This is a genomic window from Streptomyces sp. NPDC016562, from assembly GCF_043076955.1.
Lineage (GTDB): Bacteria > Actinomycetota > Actinomycetes > Streptomycetales > Streptomycetaceae > Streptomyces.
The window spans coordinates 142218-162413 of the sequence record NZ_JBIBRZ010000007.1 but is presented as its reverse complement, the minus strand read 5'-3'; the positions used below and the strand labels follow the sequence as shown (position 1 = coordinate 162413).

Genomic DNA, 20196 nt, shown 5'->3' with positions numbered 1-20196 from the left:
GGGGTGCGGACACGACGACGCCGGGCGCGTGCGCGATGCACGGCCCGGCGTCGTCCTGCGTCCTACGTCCTGCGTCTGCGCTCAGACCGCCCGGCGGCGGCCCTGGCCCGCGGAGCCGACCCGGCTGCGCGCGGAAGCCGCGGCCGCGCCACCGGAGGCGCCGCCCTGACCACGACGGGCCTGGCCCGAACCGGAGGCCGCGCCCGCGCCGCCCTGACCACGGCGGGCCTGGCCGGAACCGGAGGCCGCGGGGGCCTGCCCGGAGCCGGCGCCACCCGAGCGACGGCCACGACCGCCGGCCGCCGGCGCGCCACCCGTGGCGGAGCCGGTACGCGGCGCGCCCCCGCCCGAGCGGCGACGCGCGCCGGAGCCCGTGCCGGAGCCGCCGCGCGGCTTGGGCGCGGTCGGCTGCGGCACGTCCAGCACCACGGGGATGCCCGAGGGCTCCTTGGCGCCGGTCAGCCGGGTCAGCTCCTCGTCGGAGGACTTGATCTGCGCGGTGCGCGGGGAGATCCCCGCGTCCGACATCAGACGGGTCATGTCGCGCCTCTGGTCGGGCAGGACCAGGGTGACGACGCTGCCGGACTCACCGGCGCGGGCGGTACGGCCGCCGCGGTGCAGGTAGTCCTTGTGGTCGGTGGGCGGGTCCACGTTCACGACGAGGTCGAGGTCGTCGATGTGGATGCCGCGCGCCGCGACGTTGGTGGCGACCAGCGCGGTGACCTCGCCCGTCTTGAACCAGTCGAGGGTGCGGTTGCGCTGCGGCTGGGAGCGGCCGCCGTGCAGGCCGGAGGCGCGTACGCCGTCGGCGAGGAGCTTCTTGACCATGCGGTCCACGGCACGCTTGGTGTCCACGAACATGATCACCCGGCCGTCGCGAGCGGCTATGCGCGTCGCCACGGCCTTCTTGTCGGTCTCGTCCATGACGTACAGGACGTGGTGTTCCATCGTGGTGACCGCACCGGCCGACGGGTCGACGGAGTGGCCGACCGGGTCGGTGAGGAACATCTTGACGAGTTTGTCGATGTTCTTGTCCAGCGTCGCCGAGAACAGCATGCGCTGGCCGCCGGGCTCGACCTGCTTGAGCAGCGCGGTGACCTGCGGCATGAAGCCCATGTCGGTCATCTGGTCGGCCTCGTCGAGGACGGTGATCGACACCTGCGAGAGGTCGGCGTCACCGCGGTCGATCAGGTCCTTCAGACGGCCGGGGGTGGCGACGAGCACCTCGGAGCCGCGGCGCAGGGCGCCCGACTGCCGGTTGATCGACATGCCGCCGACGACGGTCGCGATGCGCAGGTTGACGGCCGTGGCGTACGGGGCCAGGGCGTCGGTCACCTGCTGCGCGAGCTCGCGGGTCGGTACGAGGACCAGCGCGAGCGGTGCCTTGGGCTGCGCGCGGCGGCCGGCGGTACGGGCCAGCAGCGCCAGGCCGAAGGCCAGGGTCTTGCCGGAGCCCGTGCGGCCGCGGCCGAGCAGGTCACGCCCGGCCAGCGAGTTCGGCAGCGTCGCGGCCTGGATGGGGAACGGCTGGGTGACGCCCTGGGCGGCGAGGGTCTTCAGCAGCGCCTCGGGCATGCCCATGTCCTCGAACGCCTCGACCGGCGGCAGCGCCGGGGCGATCGGCTCGGGCATGGTGAATTCCTGGGGCCGGGCAACGGGGGCGGACCTCTGCCGTCCCGCGCCAGACTTCGGACGCCCCTGGGCCGCACCTCGACCCCGGGTGGGGCGGCGGCTGGGTCGTGCGGAGCTGGAGCTGGTCATGCGAGAAAGCCCTCCTGAAACCGGCAGGTAAAACAAAGGTCGAGACAGCAGACAAGCCGGGGCCCGCACCTCACGGTGCGGACCCCGGCAAGCTGACGTACTTAGTTGGCGGGGAGGATGTTCTCCGCCTGGGGGCCCTTCTGGCCCTGCGTCACGTCGAAGGACACGCGCTGGCCCTCCTGGAGCTCACGGAAGCCCTGGGTGGCGATGTTCGAGTAGTGGGCGAAGACGTCCGGGCCGCCACCGTCCTGCTCGATGAAGCCGAAGCCCTTTTCCGAGTTGAACCACTTCACGGTGCCAAGTGCCATTTTGAATCTCCTGAATAGGCGGCAAAGGGCCCCATCCGGAGATTCCGGCAAAACAATAAAAGCGCCTGAGGAACATTCCCGTCAGGCGCACATAAAGTTCATGGGTACCACAACTGCAACGAGCTCTAAGCTAGCACACCTCGGCGGGTCGGGGTGGCCGCGAGGGTGTGACCTGCGCCCTTCGTCGTGGCGGCCGGGAGCCCGCAGGGCCCGTCCCGCTTGGGTCGAGAGCGGTTCGCGCCCCCGGTTCGCCGGCGAAAAATTCATTCGGACAGGTGAGGCCGAAGGAGTGCTACAGCCGTTCGATGATCGTCACGTTGGCCTGTCCGCCGCCCTCGCACATGGTCTGGAGGCCGAAGCGGCCGCCCGTGCGCTCCAGCTCGTGCAGCAGGGTGGTCATCAGCTTCACGCCCGTCGCTCCCAGCGGGTGCCCCAGGGCGATCGCGCCGCCGTTCACGTTGACCTTGTCCGGGTCGGCTCCGGTCTCCTTCAGCCAGGCCAGCACCACGGGCGCGAAGGCCTCGTTGATCTCCACCAGGTCGATGTCGGCCAGCGCCATGCCCGTCTTCTTCAGCGCGTACGCCGTGGCCGGGATCGGCGCGGACAGCATGCGGATCGGATCCTCGCCGCGGACCGAGAGGTGGTGGATGCGGGCGCGGGGCCGCAGGCCGTGTTCGCGCACCGCCCGCTCCGAGGCGATCAGCATCGCCGCCGCGCCGTCCGAGACCTGGGAGGAGACCGCCGCCGTGATGGTGCCGCCCTCGACGACCGGTTTCAGGCCCGCCATCTTCTCCAGCGAGGTGTCCCGGCGCGGGCCCTCGTCCACCGCGACGCCCCGGTACGCCACGATCTCGCGCTCGAAGCGCCCCTCGTCGATCGCGCGCAGCGCCCGCCGGTGGGAGCGGAGCGCGAACTCCTCCATGTCCCGCCGCGTGATCCCCCACTTCTGTGCGATCAGCTGCGCGCCGTGGAACTGGTTGACGGGGGCGTCGCCGTACCGGGCGCGCCAGCCCTCCGAGCCCGCGTAGGGGCCCTGGGTGAGGCCCAGGGGCTCGGCCGCCTGCCGCGACGCGAAGGCGATCGGGATCATCGACATGTTCTGGGTGCCGCCCGCGACCACGAGGTCCTGGGTGCCCGACAGGACGCCCTGCGCCGCGAAGTGCACCGCCTGCTGGGAGGAGCCGCACTGGCGGTCGACCGTGACGCCGGGGACCTCCTGCGGCAGGCCCGCGGCCAGCCAGGCCGTGCGCGCGATGTCGCCCGCCTGCGGGCCGACCGTGTCGAGGCAGCCGAACACGACGTCGTCGACCGCAGCCGGGTCCACGCCGGACCGTTCGACCAGCGCTTTGAGGACGTGCGCGCCCAGGTCGGCGGGGTGGACGGCCGACAGACCGCCGCCCCGGCGCCCCACGGGGGTGCGGACCGCGTCGACTATGTAGGCCTCGGGCATCGGGGGCTCCTCTGGTGGGCTGATCGGTCAGGTGCGCAGGGCGATCCCGTCCAGCACCATCGACAGGTACTGGCGGGCGATCTCCTCGGGGCTGTGCTGTCCGCCCGGCCGGTACCAGGACGCCGCCACCCACACCGTGTCGCGCACGAAGCGGTAGGTGAGGCGGACGTCGAGGTCGGCGCGGAAGACCTTGGCCGCGACCCCGCGCTCCAGCGTGCCCAGCCAGGCCTTCTCGAACTTGACCTGCGAGTCGGACAGGTAGTGGAAGCGGGGCTGGGCGCTGAGGGTGCGGGATTCCTTCTGGTAGATGGCGACGGCGGCGCGGTGCCGGTCGATCTCCCGGAAGGACTCGGTGACCAGGGCCTCGATGGTCTCCCTGGGGCCGAGACCGGCCGCGAGGACGGTGTCGTAGCCCTCCCACAGCTCGTTCAGGAAGGCGGAGAGGATCTCGTCGAGCATCGATTCCTTGGAATCGAAGTGGTAGTAGAGGCTGCCGGCGAGCATCCCGGCGGCGTCGGCGATCTTCCGGACGGTCGTGGCGTTGTAGCCCTGTGCGGCGAAGACCTCGGCGGCGGTGGCGAGGAGTTCGCGGCGCCGCTCGGGCGAGGCCGTCATCTGGGGCTTCTTCTTGGCTGTCGCCTTGTTCGTTGGCACGGAGCCATTCTCGGACACGGCACCGCCTAGGGATGCTGGCTGCTGACCGAGACGGTCTCGCCCGTCATGTACGAGGAGTAGCCGCTGGCCAGGAAGACGATCACGTTGGCGACCTCCCAGGGTTCGGCGTACCGGCCGAAGGCCTCGCGGGCGGTGAGCTCGGCGAGCAGTTCCTCGCTGGTGACCTTCACCAGGTGCGGGTGCATGGCCAGGCTGGGGGCGACCGCGTTGATCCGTACGCCGTACTCGGCCGCCTCCAGGGCCGCGCAGCGGGTCAGCGCCATCACGCCCGCCTTGGCGGCGGCGTAGTGGGCCTGGCCGCTCTGGGCGCGCCAGCCGACGACGGAGGCGTTGTTGACGACGACCCCGCCGGTGGTGCCGGCGGCGCGGAAGGACCGCAGGGCGGCGCGGGTGCAGCGGAAGGTGCCGTTCAGGGTGACGTCGAGGACCTGGGACCACTGGGCGTCGGTCATGTCGACGAGGGCGGCGGTGCCGCCGAGGCCGGCGTTGTTGACGACGACGTCCAGGCGGCCGTGGGTCTGCTCGGCGCACGCGAAGAGCGCCCGGACCTGGTCCTCGTCGGTGACGTCGCAGGGCAGGGAGGTGACGCGGCCGGCCCCGAACTCGGCGGCGAGCGCGTCCTCGGTCTCCTTCAGCCGGCGGGCGTGGGCGTCGCTGATGAGGACGCGGGCGCCCTCCTCCAGGAAGCGGCGGGCCGTGGCGCCGCCGATCCCGGCTCCGGCGGCAGCGGTGATGACCGCGGTGCGGTCCTCCAGCAGGTGGTGGCCGGGGACGTACCGGGGCTCGTTCATGCGAACTCCTCGACGCTGCTCATGACCGTACGTTAACCTACCAAACACTTGTTAGGGAAGAGGAGGCGGGACCGATGGACCTCACCGAGTCGGCGGAGGTGGCGGCGTTCCGGGCCGAGGCCCGGGCCTGGCTGGCCGACCACGTACCCGCCTCCCCGCTGCCCTCCTTGGAGACCGCGGAGGGTTTCGCCGCGCACCGGGAGTGGGAGGCGCGGCTGCACGCGGACCGCTGGTCGGTGGTGTCCTGGCCCGAGGAGTACGGCGGCCGGGGCGCGGACATCGTGCGGTGGCTGGTCTTCGAGGAGGAGTACTGGGCGGCGGGCGCTCCCGGCCGGGTCTCGCAGAACGGCATCAGCCTCCTCGCCCCGACCCTCTTCGACCACGCCACCGAACGGCAGCGGGCCCGGGTACTGCCGTCGATGGCGAGCGGCGAGGTGATCTGGGCGCAGGCCTGGTCGGAGCCCGGGGCCGGCTCCGACCTGGCCTCGCTGTCGTCGCGGGCGGTGCGCACCCGGGGCGGCTGGCTGCTGTCCGGGCAGAAGACCTGGTCCTCGCGGGCGGCCTTCGCGGACCGCGCCTTCGGAATCTTCCGCAGCGACCCGGACGCCCCGCAGCCGCACCGGGGACTGACCTACCTGATGTTCGACCTGCGGGCGCCGGGGGTGACGGTGCGGCCCATCGGCCGCCTCGACGGCAAGCCCGCCTTCGCGGAGCTCTTCCTGGACGAGGTCTTCGTACCGGACGAGGACGTGATCGGGGAGCCGGGACAGGGCTGGCGGATAGCGATGTCGACGACCGGCAACGAGCGCGGGCTGACGCTGCGCGCCCCCGGCCGTTTCCTCAGCGCGGCGGACCGGCTGGTGTCCCTGTGGCACGCGGCCGGCGACCCGTCCGACACCGCGCTGCGCGACCGGGTGGCGGACGCCGTGGTGGGGGCGCGCGCCTACGAGCTGTTCACCTGGGCCAACGCCTCGCGGTTCGCGGCCGGGGAGAGGATCGGCGCCGAGTCCAGCCTGAACAAGGTGTTCTGGTCGGAGTACGACATCGCCCTGCACGAGACGGCGCTGGACCTGCTGGGCGCGGACGCCGAGCGCGCGGACGGGCCGTGGGCCGAGCCGTGGATCTTCTCGCTGGCCGGGCCGATCTACGCGGGGACGAACGAGATCCAGCGCGACATCATCGCCGAGCGGCTGCTCGGCCTCCCGAAGGGCCGCCGCTGATGCGCTTCCTGCCGACCGACGAGCAGTCGGACTTCGCCCGCACGCTGCGCTCCCTGCTGGGCGCGGCCGGGGTACCGGCGGCGGTACGGGCCTGGGCGGACGGGGAGCACGGTCCGGGGCGGGCGGTGTGGGGCCGCCTCGCGGACGCGGGCCTGTTCGCGCTGGCCGCGCCGGAGGCGTACGACGGCGCGGGCCTGCTCCCGCTGGAGCTGTCCCTCGGCTTCGTGGAACTGGGGCGGGCGGGGGTGCCGGGGCCGCTGGTGGAGAGCGCCGCCGCGTCCGTGCTGCTGTGCGAACTGGGGGACGAGGGGCTGGCGAAGCGGTTCCTGCCGGGGCTGGTCGCGGGCGCGGCCTCGGCCACGCTGACCCTGCCGGGCGGCAGCCCGTACGCCCTGGACGCGGACGCGGCGACGTACTGCTTCACGGTGTCGGCGCAGGGCCAGCTGTGGCTGGCGGGGGCCGCCGGCGCCGCCGGTCCGCCCCTGGTCTCGACGGACCCGGCGCGGCGTCTGTCGGTCCCCGGGGCGGCCGGGGCCGAGCTGCTGGCGGCGGGGCCGGCGGTGGTCCGGGCGGCGGAGGCGGCCGGCCGCTGGGCCCGGCTGCTGACGGCGGCCCAGTGCCTGGGCGTGGGCGAGGCGCTGCTGGCCCGCACGGTGGAGTACGCCAAGCAGCGCACGCAGTTCGGCGCGCCGATCGGGGCCTTCCAAGCGGTGAAGCACCGGCTGGCGGACACCCTCCTGGGCCTCGAATTCGCCCGCCCGCTGGTGTGGGCGGCGGCGCTGTCACTGAGCCCCGGCGACGTGGCGGCGGCGAAGCTGCGGGCGGGCGAGGCGGCGCACACGGCGGCGATGACGGCGCTCCAGGTGCACGGCGCCGTCGGCTACACCCAGGAGCTGGACCTGTCGCTGTGGCTGCTCAAGGCCCGCCCGCTGCGCGACGCCTGGGGCACCCCGTCGGCCTGCCGGGCGGAGGTCCTGCGCTCGCACGAGGTCCGCGTCACACCCGGGCGACGCTGAGGCTCACGACGTACTGCTCCTCGACCGTGCCGTCCGGGAAGAGCTGGCTCAGCCGCTCGCGCTCGGCCGCCGCGAACTCCCGCGTGCCGGCCTCGCCGAGGACGAGGAAGGCGGAGTGGCTGGAGAGGTTGGCGAGGTGGTCGTCCAGGGTGATGCGCCGGGACCACCGCACGGCGCGCGTGGTGAACCCCTCGATCCCCGGCGGCAGGGTGCGGTGGCCGCTCGTCCCCCCGGGGGCCCCGAAGAAGACCCGCAGCCGCTCCTCCTGCGCCGCGATCCAGGGGACCGTGCGGTCGGTGTCGTTCCACCAGACGGCGAGGGCGCCGCCGGGGCGCAGGACCCGCCGGACCTCGGGCACGGCGCGCTCGGGGTCGGTCCAGTGCCAGGCCTGGGCGTAGGTGAGGAGGTCGAACGCGCCGGTCGCCAGCGGCAGCCGGTCCCCGTCCCCGCGCACGAGCGGGATCGCGGGGTGCGCCCGACGGAACTCGGCGGCCATCCCGTCGCCGGGCTCCACGGCGAGCACCTCGGCCCCGCGCTCGTGCAGCGGCGCGGTGGCGATCCCGGTGCCCGCTCCTACGTCGGCCACGCGCGCCCCGGCGAGCGGCCGGCCGGCCAGCTCCTCGACGGCGTCGAAGAGGGCCGGCGGGTAGCCGGGGCGGGCGGCGGCGTAGAGCGCGGCGGCGGCGTCGAAGGAGCGGGCGCGTGTGGTCATGTGCCCATTGTTTTCGATCACTTCGGCGGAGGCCAACAGCAGCCTGGGCGCCAAGGGGCGCCTCGGGTCCGGCCCCGTGGCCGGCGGTGGCCTCGATGGCAACAGGCTTGGCGTAGGCCCGGGCTGACGTACCCTCGCCCCATGACGGGCAGTGCGATGAACCTGCGCAAGGTCGAGGAAACGGCTCCGGCGCTCGTGAGCCTCTACAAGAGCGCCGGGATCTCCCTGCGCAAGCACGGCATGGAGGGCGGCCGTGCGGCCGTCTACCTGGTCCTGGACTACTCCGGTTCGATGCGCCCGTACTACGCGGACGGCAGCGTGCAGGCCCTCGCGGACCGCGTGCTGGGGCTGTCGGCGCACCTGACCGACGACGCCCGCGTACCGGTGGTCTTCTTCTCCACCGAGGTCGACGCGGTGGAGGAGATCTCCCTCGCCGGGCACGAGGGCCGGGTCGCCGAGATCGCCTCCCGGCTCGGCCACATGGGCAAGACGGCCTACCACGCGGCGATGGACGCGGTGATCGACCACTACCTGGACTCGGGCTCGACGCGGCCTGCCCTCGTCGTCTTCCAGACGGACGGCGGGCCGATCAACAAGCTCGCGGCCGAGAGGTACCTGTGCAAGGCGGCCCGGCTGCCGCTCTTCTGGCAGTTCGTCGGCTTCGGCAACACGCGCAGCACGCAGTTCGACTTCCTGCGCCGGCTCGACGAACTGCCCGTGCCCGCCCTGCGGGAGGTGGACAACGCGGGCTACTTCCACGCGGGCCCCGATCCGCGCTCCGTCCCGGACGCGGTGCTGTACGACCGCCTGGTCGGGGAGTTCCCGGCCTGGCTGGCGGCGGCGCGCGGCGCGGGCATCGTGCGCGTTTAGGCGAAGACTGTCGGTGCCCCGCGCTTAGATGGACGTATGACGACTCACAACTGGGCAGCCTTCGAGAAGGCGGAACCGGACTTCGCGGCGGCCGTCCGGGCCCGCTTCGCGCAGTACTCGCACCATGTCCTGGCCACCGTGCGCAAGGACGGCTCTCCCCGCGTGGCCGGGCTGAATGTCGACTTCCGCGGCGGGGAGCTGTGGCTCGGGATGATGGCCGGCTCGATGAAGGCCAGGGACCTGCAGCGCGACCCGCGCTTCGCCCTGCACACCAATCCGGGTGCGGGCGAGGAGATGCCGGACGGGGACGTACGGATCTCCGGGCGCGCGCTGGAGCTCGTGGACCCGCCCGAGCTGCACCGGTACGCCGAGGAGACGCAGACCCCGCACCCCTTCCACCTCTTCCACGCCGACCTGACGGAGGTCGTGCACATCGGCGTGGAGGGCGAGGAATTGGTCGTACGGTCGTGGACCCCGGCGCGCGGCCTGCGCACGATCCGCCGGGGCAATGACGACGAGCCGCCGCGCGAGGACCCGGAGCCGAGCGCGCCGGCCACTCCGGGTGCGCCGGGGACTCCGGGTGCGCCGGGGACTCCGGGTGCGCCGGGGACGCCCGCCTCTCCGGCCTCTCCGGGCTCTAGCTGAGCGGGAGGATCCCGCCGGCCGGGCCGAGGGCGGCGGGATCCACCTCTACCCAGTTGCGGTCGATGTTGATGGTGATCCCGCCGTAGGTGGCGTCGTGGTCACCGCGGAACTGGTGGGCCCGGCGCGGTCCGGCCCACTGGGCGGTGCCCTCGGGCAGGCCCATGTCGGCGTCGCTGACGGAGGCCGAAAGGTTCCAGCGGGCGACCCACAGCACGTCCGGCATCGCGTCGGGGGCCTGGTGGTAGTGGGCGCTCAGCGCCTTGGCCCCGGAGCTCGCCGAGACGTAGGCGGCGGAGCGGTAGCCCAGCTCGTGCAGCCGCTGGGTCCAGCCCGTCAGGTAGGCGACGACCGGGGCGTCCCACAGGGCGCGGTCGGTGTAGTTCTCCAGGTCGTTGTAGAGCACCGTGCCCTCGGCCAGGCCCAGTGACCGGGCCGCGTCCACCGCGCCGTCCGCGGCGGACCGGCCCTGCCCGTCGGCCTCCGAGGGGTCGGTGGACAGGCCGCTGCTGGAGTTGCTCCAGGGCTGCCGGCCCACCCAGATCGGCATCAGGTGCCAGCCCGCCGCGGTCTGCCGCTCGACCCAGCCCGCGGTGAGCTGCGGCTGGGCACAGGCCCGGGCCCGGCCGCCGATGTAGACGCCGATCGCGCCGAAGGGGGACTCGGCCCGCCAGGTGTCCATGGCCTTCTGGGTCGGGGCGGTGCAGGCGTCGAAGCCCTCGCCGGTGAAGGGCTCCTGGGCGGTACGGGGTTTCGGCGCCGCCGGGGCCAGCGCCGGCTCGGCGACTGCCGCGCCCGGGCCGGGGGGCGGGGCGGGCAGCGCGCGGGCCGCCGCGGCCAGCAGCTCTCGTACGAGGTCGGGCGTGTCCCCGTAGGAGACGGTGGCCATGACTCCGGCGCGGCGCAGCTCGTAGCGCAGCTCGTTGCTGTCGGCGGGGGCCTCGTCCACGGACGGTACGGCGGCGCCCGGTACGTCGATCGTCGGGATGTCGGCGCGCGGCGGGGCCCCGTCGAGCGGTTCCAGGTGCAGGGTGTCGGCGCGGTCCGCGACGGCCCGGCCGGTGCAGGCGCTCTGGGTGCCGGCGTGCCCGAGGTAGAGGGTGGGCTGGTCCAGGCGCAGGCAGGCGGTGGGGTCGCGGTCGAGGTCGACGACGCGCCAGCCGTCGGGGAGGGTCAGGCGCAGCCCGTGGTAGTCGATGATCCGCGCGTCGGCGGCCGCGGGCGCCGCGAGCGGCACGGGGAAGAGGAGGGCGGCGCCGAGGAATCCGCTCAGCAGCATTCGGGTGGGGGTGGTGGGGGCCATGAGGCAGATGGTTACCAGACGGCCGGGGCGCTCAACTGCGCGGTGCGGCCCGGCAGATGCGAGCGTCACCCGCACGAGTGAGGCGGGCTCGGGCCCGTCAGGACGGTGCCCGGGCCCGTCAGGACGGGCGGGCGGTGCGGCGCCGGGGGCCGGTGAGGGCGCGGCCCAGGGCTGCGGCGGCGAGCAGGGCGATCAGGGCGCAGACCGCCGGCCAGCCGAACGCGGCGTGGGCGCGGACGCCGAGCCAGGAGCCGGCGGTGCCGCCCAGGTACGCGCAGGTCATGTAGGCGGTGTTGAGCCGGCTGCGGGCGCCCGGGCGCAGGGCGTACACCCGTGCCTGGTTGGCGACCATGCCGCACTGCATGGCGACGTCCAGCAGCAGGGTCCCCGCGGTCAGCGCGGCCAGGCCGGCGACGCCGCCCAGGGCGCCGGCCGTGAGGACCGCGGCGGAGGCGAGGACGCCCAGCAGGGAGACCAGGTTCACCGGGTCGGGGCCGTGGCGGTCCACCAGGCGGCCGGCGACCGGGGTGCACAGCATGGTGACGGCGCCGACCAGCGCGAGCAGGCCGACGGCCTCGGCTCCCAGGCGGTAGACGGGGCCGGTCAGCAGCAGGGCCAGGCTGGTCCAGGCGGCGCAGAACCCCCCGAAGACCGCGGCCTGGTAGAGGCAGGAGCGGCGCAGGTCCGGCTCGGCGCGCAGGAGGCGGAGCGGGGCGGTCAGGAGCGCGCCGTAGGACCGTAGGGGGGCGGCGGGGGCGGAGTTGGACGGCCTCGTCCCGGGCGTGGTGTCCGGCACCGCGTGCGCGATCACGGCGGCCAGGATCAGCGCCACGGCCGCGGCCACCAGGTAGGGAGCCCGCCAGCCCAGCCACTCGCCGAGCGTGCCCCCGAACGTACGGGCCAGCAGCATGCCCCCGGTCGATCCGCTCATCAGCGTGCCGATGACCGCCCCGCGGTGGCCGGGCGCCGCCAGGCCCGCTGCCAGCGGTCCGATGATCTGCGCGGCCACCGTGGTCAGCCCGATCAGGGCGCTCGCGGCGACCAGCGGCGTCAGCGCCGGGGCGCAGCCCGCGCCGAGGAGGGCCAAGCCGGTCAGGCAGAGCAGTGCGGCCAGCAGCGGGCGGTGCCGCAGCCGGTCGCCGAGCGGCACCAGCAGGACCATCCCGGCGGTGTAGCCCAGCTGGACGACGGTCACCACCAGGGAGGCCCTGTCGGGCGGGACGTCCAGGCCAGAGGCGATCAGCGGCGCGATGGCCTGCGGGAAGTAGAGGTTCCCCACGGCCACGCCGGAGGTCACGGCGAGGAGCAGCACCAGCCGGCGGCTCAGCCCGCCGCCCCAGGGGGCCGCGGCCCGACGGGTCGCGCGGGACGGGAGGGCGGGGGTGGAGGAGGTCATGGGAGGAGTCCACGACACGGGCGGTGCGCTGCCAATCGAGGTAGCGTACGGCTTAATGATCAGCTTCGAGCTCAGCGTCGAGGACCTCGCCGACACCCGTTTCGCGCTGTCGCCCCTGGGCGAAACCGTGCTGAGCCTGCGGGTGTTGCACGACCCGGGCCTGTCCGCCGTCCACCTTCCCTGGCGCAGGGCCGTCCTCGGGGCGCTCGGCGGGCTGGACACCGGTCTGCTGATGTCCCTGGTGGCGGTGCGGCTCACCCTGCCCGACTTCCTGACGCCCCGGCCCACGACCTTCGCCCCGTCCTTCGCGGAGGAACTCGCCACCGTCCGCCGGACCCCGCCCGCGCTGGTCCGCCGGGATCTGCTGGCGACGCACGCGCCGGGCCGGCTGCCCGGGCCGCTGCGCGCCGCCGCCGAGGGTGACGACGCGGCCGTCGCCGGCCTGCGCGACACCATCTGCACGCTCCTGCAACGGTATTGGGAGATCGCCGTCGAGCCGCTGTGGCCGCAGCTGAGGCTGGTGGCGGAGGCGGACATGACCTACCGGGCGAGGCGGCTGGCCATGGGCGGCGCCCGGCTGCTCTTCGCCGACATGCACCCGATCCTGCGCTGGCACGACGGGGTCCTGCACATCGACAAGATGCTCACCACGCACCGGGTCAGGGCCGCCGGCCGGGGCCTCCTCCTCATCCCGTGCGTCTTCGCCCACAAGCCCGCGCCCCCGGCCGGGCCGGAGGAACCGCCCTCGCTGATGTACCCGAGCCGCGGGGCGGGGACGCTGTGGGCGGCCGACCCGGCGCCCGCCCGCGCCGAAGCCCTCGTACCGCTCCTCGGCGCTCCGAGGGCGCGGCTGCTCACCCTGCTGGCGGAGCCGCTGGCCACCGTCGAACTGGCCCGCCGCCTGCGGGTCACCCCCAGCGCCGTCTCCCAGCACCTGCGCGTGCTGTACGCGGCCGGCCTGGTCACCCGCGCCCGCCAGGGCCGCCAGGTCCTCTACCGGCGCAGCCCGCTCGGCGACGACCTCACGGGGGCCTGACCGCGGCCGCGTCCGTTCGCCCCGAACTGGGTTGTCAGTGCCCCCGATTAACGTGGTCGGTGTCGGATACGACCGAAGACACCACGGGGGTTCACATGAAGAAGCAGACGCGCGGGCGCGGCAGGGCCGCCGCGGTCACCACACTGGCGGCGGCCCTCACGCTGACGCTCGCAGCAGGCACGGCCACGGCCTCGTCGGAGGGGGAGATCATCGGCTACCCGGGGCCCGACGGCCTCATCTGGATCCCCGAGCAGACCGGCTCCAGCGGCTTCGTCTCGGGCGGACTCTCCTCCCGCCTGGACACCTTCATCACCTTCGGCTGCGCGGACGGCGGCAGCATCGAGGTCGCCTTCCACCTCGACAACCACCCGGACCGCGACCCGGCCCCCTTCACGGTCGCCTGCCCGGGCACCAGCCCCACCCTCGTCACCCTCCCCCTCGGCGCAGGCCTGCAGGGCGGCTTCGCGGCCACGGTGACCACCTCGACCCCGTCCATACGCTGGGGCGCCACGGTCGTCCAGCCCGAGTGACCCGGCCCGTGCCCGAAGCCTGACGGCGAACGCCACAGCGCCCGTCATCCCTGGTCGGGGACATGACGGGCGCTGTGTCGGAGTTCCGCACGCCGTTGTACGGACCGCATGAGGGGTCCCGCCCGCAGAGGGGCGGGGTACTGCCGGGTTACACCGTCAGCGAGCGGTCCGTCGGCTTGACGGGGTACGGGAGGGCGCTGCTGCCGGTCAGGAAGCGGTCCACGCCGCGGGCGGCCGAGCGGCCCTCCGCGATGGCCCAGACGATGAGCGACTGGCCGCGGCCCGCGTCGCCGGCGACGAAGACGCCGTCGACGTTGGTCGCGTAGGAGGCGTCGCGCTCGATGTTGCCGCGGGCGTCCAGCGCCAGGCCGAACTGCTGGACCAGGCCGTTCTCCTGGTCCGTGCCCGTGAAGCCCATCGCAAGGGTGACCAGCTGCGCCGGGAGGACGCGCTCGGTGCCGGGCTTCTGGACGAGCTTGCCGTCGACGAACTCGACCTCGACCAGGTGCAGGGCCTTGACGTTGCCGTTCTCGTCGCCCTCGAAGTGGGTGGTGGAGACGGAGTAGACCCGCTCGCCGCCCTCCTCGTGCGCCGAGGTGACCTTGTAGAGCATGGGGAAGGTCGGCCACGGCTGGTTGGCGTTCCGCTCCTCGCCCGGCTTGGGCATGATCTCCAGCTGCGTCACCGAGGCCGCGCCCTGGCGGTGGGCGGTGCCCACGCAGTCCGCGCCGGTGTCGCCGCCGCCGATGACGACCACGTGCTTGCCCTCGGCCGTGATGGGGGGCGCCATGAAGTCGCCCTCCTGGACCTTGTTCGCGAGCGGCAGGTACTCCATCGCGAAGTGGATGCCGCCCAGCTCGCGGCCCGGGACGGGGAGGTCGCGGGAGACGGTCGCGCCCGCCGCGATGACGACCGCGTCGAACCGCTTGCGCAGGTCGGTGGCGGTGATGTCGCGGCCGACCTCGATGCCCGTACGGAACTTGGTGCCCTCCGCGCGCATCTGCTCGATGCGGCGGTTGATGTGCACCTTCTCCATCTTGAACTCGGGGATGCCGTAGCGCAGCAGCCCGCCGACGCGGTCGGCGCGCTCGTACACCACGACGGTGTGCCCGGCCCGCGTCAGCTGCTGCGCCGCGGCCAGACCCGCCGGGCCGGAGCCGATGACGGCGGCCGTCTTGCCGGAGAGGCGCTCCGGCGGCTGCGGGGTGACGTTGCCGTTGTCCCACGCCTTGTCGATGATCGAGACTTCGACGTTCTTGATGGTGACGGCCGGCTGGTTGATGCCGAGGACGCACGCCGACTCGCACGGCGCGGGGCACAGCCGGCCCGTGAACTCGGGGAAGTTGTTCGTCGCGTGCAGACGCTCCGAGGCCGCGGTCCAGTCCTCGCGGTACGCGAAGTCGTTCCACTCGGGGATCAGGTTCCCGAGCGGACACCCGTTGTGGCAGAACGGGATGCCGCAGTCCATGCAGCGGCCGGCCTGCTTGCTGATGATCGGGAGCAGCGAGCCCGGGACGTAGACCTCGTTCCAGTCCTTGAGGCGCTCGGCCACGGGACGGGAACAGGCGGTCTCGCGCGGGGTGGTGAGGAAGCCCTTCGGGTCAGCCATGGGTCGCCGCCTCCATCATCTTCTCCGTGGTCTCGGATTCCGAGAGTCCGGCGAGCTCAGCGGCGTCCTTGGCGGCGAGCACTGCCTTGTACGTGGTCGGGATGATCTTGCTGAAGCGGTCCGCCGCGACGGACCAGTCAGCCAGGAGCTTCGCGGCCACGGTCGAGCCGGTCTCCTCCTCGTGGCGGCGCACCACATCGTGCAGCCACTGCTTGTCGGCGTCGGACAGGGCCTCGACGGCGCCCGCGTTGCCGGCGTTGACGTTGCGCGGGTCGAGGTCGATGACGTACGCGACGCCGCCCGACATGCCCGCCGCGAAGTTGCGGCCCGTCTCACCGAGGACGACGGCCGTGCCGCCCGTCATGTACTCGCAGCCGTGGTCGCCCACGCCCTCCGAGACGACCAGCGCGCCGGAGTTGCGGACGCAGAAGCGCTCGCCGGTGCGGCCCCGCAGGAACATCTCGCCGCCGGTGGCTCCGTAGCCGATGGTGTTGCCGGCGATCGTGGAGTACTCGGCGAGGTGGTCGGCGGCGCGGTCCGGGCGGACCACGATCCGGCCACCGGAAAGGCCCTTGCCGACGTAGTCGTTGGCGTCGCCCTCCAGGCGCAGGGTGATGCCGCGCGGCACGAAGGCGCCGAAGGACTGGCCGGCGCTGCCGGTGAAGGTGAGGTCGATGGTGTCGTCGGGCAGGCCCGCGCCACCGAACTTCTTCGTGACGTGGTGGCCGAGCATGGTGCCGACGGTCCGGTTGATGTTGCGGATCGCGACCTGCGCGCGGACCGGCTGGGCCGCCTCGGCGGACTCGGCGTTCAGCGCGTCGGCGGCGAGCTCGATGAGCTCGTTGTCGAGCGCCTTCTCCAGACCGTGGTCCTGCTCGATCAGGGCGTGGCGCACCGCGCCCTCGGGCAGCTCCGGCACGTAGAAGAGCGGCTCCAGGTCGAGGCCCTGCGCCTTCCAGTGCGTGACGGCCTGCGTCGTGTCGAGCAGCTCGGCGTGGCCGACGGCCTCCTCGATCGTACGGAAGCCCAGCTCGGCGAGGAGCTCGCGCACCTCCTCTGCGATGAACTCGAAGAAGTTGACGACGAACTCGGGCTTGCCGGAGAAGCGGTCGCGCAGGACCGGGTTCTGCGTGGCGATGCCGACCGGGCAGGTGTCCAGGTGGCAGACGCGCATCATGACGCAGCCGGAGACGACGAGCGGCGCGGTCGCGAAACCGAACTCCTCGGCGCCGAGCAGCGCGGCGATGATCACGTCGCGGCCGGTCTTGAGCTGGCCGTCCGTCTGGACGACGATCCGGTCGCGCAGCCCGTTGAGCAGCAGCGTCTGCTGGGTCTCGGCGAGGCCGAGCTCCCAGGGACCGCCCGCGTGCTTCAGCGAGGTGAGCGGGGAGGCGCCCGTTCCGCCGTCGTGGCCGGAGATGAGGACGACGTCCGCGTGGGCCTTGGAGACACCCGCGGCGACCGTGCCCACGCCGACCTCGGAGACCAGCTTCACGTGGATGCGGGCGGCCGGGTTGGCGTTCTTGAGGTCGTGGATCAGCTGAGCCAGGTCCTCGATGGAGTAGATGTCGTGGTGCGGCGGCGGGGAGATGAGACCGACGCCCGGGGTGGAGTGCCGCGTCTTGGCGACCCACGGGTAGACCTTGTGGCCGGGCAGCTGGCCGCCCTCGCCGGGCTTCGCGCCCTGCGCCATCTTGATCTGGATGTCGTCCGCGTTGACCAGGTACTCCGAGGTGACGCCGAAGCGGCCGGAGGCGACCTGCTTGATCGACGAACGCCGCTCGGGGTCGTACAGGCGGTCCGGGTCCTCGCCGCCCTCACCGGTGTTGGACTTGGCGCCCAGCTGGTTCATGGCGATCGCGAGGGTCTCGTGCGCCTCCTTGGAGATGGAGCCGTACGACATGGCGCCGGTGGAGAAGCGCTTGACGATGTCGGCGACCGGCTCGACCTCGTCGATGGAGATCGACGGACGGTCGCTCTTGAAGCCGAAGAGCCCGCGGAGCGTCATCAGGCGCTCGGACTGCTCGTTCACCCGGGCCGTGTACTGCTTGAAGATGTCGTACCGGCGGCCGCGCGTGGCGTGCTGGAGACGGAAGACCGTCTCCGGGTCGAACAGGTGCGGCTCGCCCTCGCGGCGCCACTGGTACTCGCCGCCGATCTCCAGCGCGCGGTGCGTGGCCGCGATGCCGGAGACCGGGTACGCCTTGGCGTGGCGCGCGGCCACCTCCTTGGCGATGACGTCCAGGCCAGCGCCGCCGATCTTGGTGGCGGTGCCGTTGAAGTAGGTCTCGACGAACTCCTCGTTGAGGCCGACGGCCTCGAAGACCTGGGCGCCGCGGTAGGAGGCGACGGTGGAGATGCCCATCTTGGACATGACCTTCAGGACGCCCTTGCCGAGCGCGTAGATCAGGTTCTTGATGGCCTGCTCCGGCTCCAGGCCGGACAGGAAGGTACCGGCGCGCAGCAGGTCCTCGACGGACTCCATGGCCAGGTACGGGTTGACCGCGGCGGCGCCGTAGCCGATGAGCAGCGCGACGTGGTGCACCTCGCGGACGTCACCGGCCTCGACCAGCAGGCCCACCTGGGTGCGCTGCTTGGTGGCGATGAGGTGGTGGTGCACGGCGGAGGTGAGCAGCAGCGACGGGATCGGCGCGTGCTCGGCGTCCGAGTGGCGGTCCGAGAGGACGATCAGGCGGGCGCCGTTGGCGATGGCCGCGTCGGCCTCGGCCCGGATCTCCTCGATCCGCGCGGCCAGTGCCTCGCCGCCGCCGGAGACCCGGTAGAGGCCGGAGAGCGTGGCGGCCTTCATGCCCGGCATGTCGCCGTCGGCGTTGATGTGGATGAGCTTGGCCAGCTCGTCGTTGTCGATCACCGGGAAGGGCAGGGTGACGCTGCGGCAGGACGCGGCGGTCGACTCCAGCAGGTTGCCCTGCGGGCCGAGCGAGGACAGCAGCGAGGTGACGAGCTCCTCGCGGATGGCGTCCAGCGGCGGGTTGGTGACCTGCGCGAAGAGCTGGGTGAAGTAGTCGAAGAGCAGCCGGGGGCGCTCGGACAGGGCCGCGATCGGGGAGTCCGTACCCATGGAGCCGAGCGGCTCGCCGCCGGTACGGGCCATCGGCGCGAGGATGACGCGCAGCTCTTCCTCGGTGTAGCCGAAGGTCTGCTGGCGGCGGGTGACCGAGGCGTGGGTGTGCACGATGTGCTCGCGCTCGGGCAGGTCCGACAGCTCGATCTCGCCGGTCTCCAGCCACTGCGCGTACGGCGCGGCGGCGGCCAGCTCGTTCTTGATCTCGTCGTCCTCGATGATCCGCTTCTGGGCGGTGTCGACGAGGAACATCTTGCCGGGCTGCAGGCGGCCCTTGCGGACGACCTTGGCCGGGTCGATGTCGAGCACGCCGACCTCGGAGCCGAGGACGACGAGGCCGTCGTCGGTGACCCAGTAGCGGCCGGGGCGCAGACCGTTGCGGTCGAGTACCGCGCCGACCTGGGTGCCGTCGGTGAAGGTGACGCAGGCGGGGCCGTCCCACGGCTCCATCTGCGTGGAGTGGTACTTGTAGAAGGCGCGGCGGGCCGGGTCCATCGAGGTGTGGTTCTCCCACGCCTCGGGGATCATCATCAGCACGCTGTGCGGGAGCGAGCGGCCGCCGAGGTGGAGCAGCTCCAGGACCTCGTCGAAGGAGGCCGAGTCGGAGGCGTCCGGGGTGCAGATCGGGAAGATCCGGTCCAGCACGCCGTCTCCGAAGGCGTCCGACGCCAGCTGGGACTCGCGGGCCTTCATCCAGTTGCGGTTGCCCTTGACCGTGTTGATCTCGCCGTTGTGCGCGACGAAGCGGTACGGGTGGGCGAGCGGCCACGACGGGAAGGTGTTCGTGGAGAACCGGGAGTGGACCAGCGCGAGCGTCGACGCGAAGCGACGGTTGGAGAGGTCCGGGAAGAAGGGCTCCAGCTGGCCGGTGGTCAGCATGCCCTTGTAGACGAGGGTGCGGGCGGAGAGCGACGGGAAGTACACGCCGGCCTCGCGCTCGGCGCGCTTGCGCAGCACGAAGGCCTTGCGGTCCAGCTCGATGCCGGTGCTGCCGTTGCTCACGAACAGCTGGGAGAAGGCCGGCATGGTGGCGCGGGCGCCGTTGCCGAGCAGGTCCGGCGTCACCGGGACCTCGCGCCAGCCGAGGACCGTCAGGTTCTCCTCGGCGGCGATGGCCTCGATCTGCTCCACGGCGACGGCCTGTGCGGTGCCGTCGGCGGGGAGGAAGGCGATGCCGACGGCGTACGCGCCGGCCTCGGGGAGGTCGAAACCGGCGACCTCGCGCAGGAACGCGTCCGGCACCTGGGAGAGGATTCCGGCGCCGTCGCCCGAGTCCGGCTCCGAGCCGGTCGCGCCGCGGTGCTCGAGGTTCCGCAATACGGTCAGTGCCTGCTCAACGAGGGTGTGGCTGGCCTCGCCGGTGAGGTTCGCCACGAATCCGACGCCACAGGCGTCCTTCTCGTTGCGCGGGTCGTACATGCCCTGCTGGGCGGGGCGACCGTCCATGGGCGACCAGGCGGTGGTGCTGGGGCCGGTCGCGGAGTGCGTGGATGCGGAACGCATCGGCTCTCCCGTCGTCGTCGTGGCATATGTGCATAGCCGAGGGACGACGTTGGCCCTCTGCGAAATTTCGTGCAGATTACATGATGGCGACTATCCCGAGAAGTGGATATGCCATTCCAGCATGCGGACACTGCACGAGGCAGGAAAAGGGGACTTCCGCGGCGCTTTGCGGACATACTGCGAGGCGAAGGTCCCGGATGCAGGGCGGGCATCATTGCCCGGAGCCCTGGTGTGATGCCCGGCGGACACGAGGTCGAAACCGCCGGGTAATGAACTACTTATGTTGCGT

At 72.8% G+C, this 20196-nt stretch carries 15 protein-coding genes and 1 pseudogene; 6 read left to right on the top strand and 10 right to left on the bottom strand.

Annotation, left to right across the window (positions count from 1 at the left end):
- Positions 1 to 81 precede the first annotated feature (81 nt).
- The 5 genes from ACF059_RS26230 to ACF059_RS26210 all read right to left on the bottom strand — a co-directional run bounded on the left by ACF059_RS26230 (position 82) and on the right by ACF059_RS26210 (position 4985).
- Positions 82 to 1761, bottom strand: coding sequence for a DEAD/DEAH box helicase (locus ACF059_RS26230; protein WP_392061500.1), 1680 nt, complete (start codon positions 1759 to 1761; stop codon positions 82 to 84).
- A 101-nt stretch (positions 1762 to 1862) separates the two neighbouring features.
- Complete coding sequence (locus tag ACF059_RS26225; protein WP_030707191.1) at positions 1863 to 2069, bottom strand: cold-shock protein; 207 nt, start codon at positions 2067 to 2069, stop codon at positions 1863 to 1865.
- Between the two features lie 292 nt (positions 2070 to 2361).
- A complete protein-coding gene (locus ACF059_RS26220; protein WP_392061497.1) occupies positions 2362 to 3519 on the bottom strand; it encodes an acetyl-CoA C-acetyltransferase in 1158 nt (385 codons plus the stop codon).
- Between the two features lie 27 nt (positions 3520 to 3546).
- Positions 3547 to 4134 carry a TetR/AcrR family transcriptional regulator gene (locus ACF059_RS26215; RefSeq protein ID WP_392061910.1) on the bottom strand — a complete coding sequence of 196 codons (588 nt, stop codon included), beginning with the start codon at positions 4132 to 4134 and terminating at the stop codon, positions 3547 to 3549.
- Positions 4135 to 4199: 65 nt separating this feature from the next.
- Positions 4200 to 4985, bottom strand: a complete 786-nt coding sequence (locus ACF059_RS26210; protein ID WP_392061493.1) for an SDR family oxidoreductase — start codon at positions 4983 to 4985, stop codon at positions 4200 to 4202.
- Between the two features lie 74 nt (positions 4986 to 5059).
- On the opposite strand from ACF059_RS26210, the gene ACF059_RS26205 reads away from it, so the two are divergent.
- The gene (locus tag ACF059_RS26205; RefSeq protein WP_392061490.1) at positions 5060 to 6205 is read left to right on the top strand and encodes an acyl-CoA dehydrogenase family protein; all 1146 of its coding nucleotides are present in this window, start codon (positions 5060 to 5062) and stop codon (positions 6203 to 6205) included.
- Entirely contained in the window at positions 6205 to 7221 is a 1017-nt protein-coding gene (locus ACF059_RS26200) for an acyl-CoA dehydrogenase family protein (protein WP_392061487.1), read from the top strand. The genes ACF059_RS26205 and ACF059_RS26200 overlap by 1 nt, the downstream gene beginning before the upstream one ends.
- Here the strand turns inward: ACF059_RS26200 and ACF059_RS26195 are convergent.
- Entirely contained in the window at positions 7202 to 7933 is a 732-nt protein-coding gene (locus ACF059_RS26195; protein WP_392061484.1) for a class I SAM-dependent methyltransferase, read from the bottom strand. The two genes, ACF059_RS26200 and ACF059_RS26195, sit on opposite strands and share 20 nt — an antisense overlap.
- A 141-nt stretch (positions 7934 to 8074) precedes the next feature.
- Here ACF059_RS26195 and ACF059_RS26190 point away from each other — a divergent pair, with 141 nt between their 5' ends.
- Together ACF059_RS26190 and ACF059_RS26185 are read left to right on the top strand one after the other, a co-directional pair.
- Entirely contained in the window at positions 8075 to 8803 is a 729-nt protein-coding gene (locus ACF059_RS26190) for a VWA domain-containing protein (protein ID WP_392061481.1), read from the top strand.
- A gap of 36 nt (positions 8804 to 8839) precedes the next feature.
- Positions 8840 to 9337 (top strand): annotated as a pseudogene (locus ACF059_RS26185) (pyridoxamine 5'-phosphate oxidase family protein); the annotation flags it as partial.
- 103 nt (positions 9338 to 9440) lie between these two features.
- Here ACF059_RS26185 and ACF059_RS26180 read toward each other — a convergent pair.
- The gene (locus ACF059_RS26180; RefSeq protein WP_392061478.1) at positions 9441 to 10748 is read right to left on the bottom strand and encodes a DUF1906 domain-containing protein; all 1308 of its coding nucleotides are present in this window, start codon (positions 10746 to 10748) and stop codon (positions 9441 to 9443) included.
- Between the two features lie 118 nt (positions 10749 to 10866).
- Entirely contained in the window at positions 10867 to 12075 is a 1209-nt protein-coding gene (locus ACF059_RS26175; RefSeq protein WP_392061907.1) for an MFS transporter, read from the bottom strand.
- A gap of 124 nt (positions 12076 to 12199) precedes the next feature.
- Here ACF059_RS26175 and ACF059_RS26170 point away from each other — a divergent pair, with 124 nt between their 5' ends.
- Entirely contained in the window at positions 12200 to 13180 is a 981-nt protein-coding gene (locus ACF059_RS26170; RefSeq protein WP_392061475.1) for an ArsR/SmtB family transcription factor, read from the top strand.
- 95 nt (positions 13181 to 13275) lie between these two features.
- The gene (locus tag ACF059_RS26165) at positions 13276 to 13710 is read left to right on the top strand and encodes a hypothetical protein (protein WP_392061472.1); all 435 of its coding nucleotides are present in this window, start codon (positions 13276 to 13278) and stop codon (positions 13708 to 13710) included.
- Between the two features lie 148 nt (positions 13711 to 13858).
- On the opposite strand, the gene ACF059_RS26160 is transcribed toward ACF059_RS26165, so the two are convergent.
- Together ACF059_RS26160 and gltB are read right to left on the bottom strand one after the other, a co-directional pair.
- On the bottom strand, positions 13859 to 15319 hold the full coding sequence (locus tag ACF059_RS26160; protein ID WP_361948088.1) for a glutamate synthase subunit beta: 1461 nt from the start codon (positions 15317 to 15319) through the stop codon (positions 13859 to 13861).
- The gene (gene gltB, locus ACF059_RS26155; RefSeq protein ID WP_392061904.1) at positions 15312 to 19850 is read right to left on the bottom strand and encodes a glutamate synthase large subunit; all 4539 of its coding nucleotides are present in this window, start codon (positions 19848 to 19850) and stop codon (positions 15312 to 15314) included. The genes ACF059_RS26160 and gltB overlap by 8 nt, the downstream gene beginning before the upstream one ends.
- Positions 19851 to 20196 lie beyond the last annotated feature (346 nt).

Bases quoted from the DNA above. Each gene is read 5' to 3' on its own strand.
- ACF059_RS26165 (WP_392061472.1), top strand. From the start codon at position 13,276: ATGAAGAAGCAGACGCGCGGGCGCGGCAGGGCCGCCGCGGTCACCACA.
- ACF059_RS26210 (WP_392061493.1), bottom strand. From the start codon at position 4,985: ATGAACGAGCCCCGGTACGTCCCCGGCCACCACCTGCTGGAGGACCGC.
- ACF059_RS26220 (WP_392061497.1), bottom strand. From the start codon at position 3,519: ATGCCCGAGGCCTACATAGTCGACGCGGTCCGCACCCCCGTGGGGCGC.
- ACF059_RS26160 (WP_361948088.1), bottom strand. From the start codon at position 15,319: ATGGCTGACCCGAAGGGCTTCCTCACCACCCCGCGCGAGACCGCCTGT.
- ACF059_RS26205 (WP_392061490.1), top strand. From the start codon at position 5,060: ATGGACCTCACCGAGTCGGCGGAGGTGGCGGCGTTCCGGGCCGAGGCC.
- ACF059_RS26215 (WP_392061910.1), bottom strand. From the start codon at position 4,134: ATGACGGCCTCGCCCGAGCGGCGCCGCGAACTCCTCGCCACCGCCGCC.
- ACF059_RS26200 (WP_392061487.1), top strand. From the start codon at position 6,205: ATGCGCTTCCTGCCGACCGACGAGCAGTCGGACTTCGCCCGCACGCTG.
- ACF059_RS26225 (WP_030707191.1), bottom strand. From the start codon at position 2,069: ATGGCACTTGGCACCGTGAAGTGGTTCAACTCGGAAAAGGGCTTCGGC.
- ACF059_RS26170 (WP_392061475.1), top strand. From the start codon at position 12,200: ATGATCAGCTTCGAGCTCAGCGTCGAGGACCTCGCCGACACCCGTTTC.
- ACF059_RS26195 (WP_392061484.1), bottom strand. From the start codon at position 7,933: ATGACCACACGCGCCCGCTCCTTCGACGCCGCCGCCGCGCTCTACGCC.
- ACF059_RS26180 (WP_392061478.1), bottom strand. From the start codon at position 10,748: ATGGCCCCCACCACCCCCACCCGAATGCTGCTGAGCGGATTCCTCGGC.
- ACF059_RS26230 (WP_392061500.1), bottom strand. From the start codon at position 1,761: ATGACCAGCTCCAGCTCCGCACGACCCAGCCGCCGCCCCACCCGGGGT.
- ACF059_RS26190 (WP_392061481.1), top strand. From the start codon at position 8,075: ATGACGGGCAGTGCGATGAACCTGCGCAAGGTCGAGGAAACGGCTCCG.
- gltB (WP_392061904.1), bottom strand. From the start codon at position 19,850: ATGGACGGTCGCCCCGCCCAGCAGGGCATGTACGACCCGCGCAACGAG.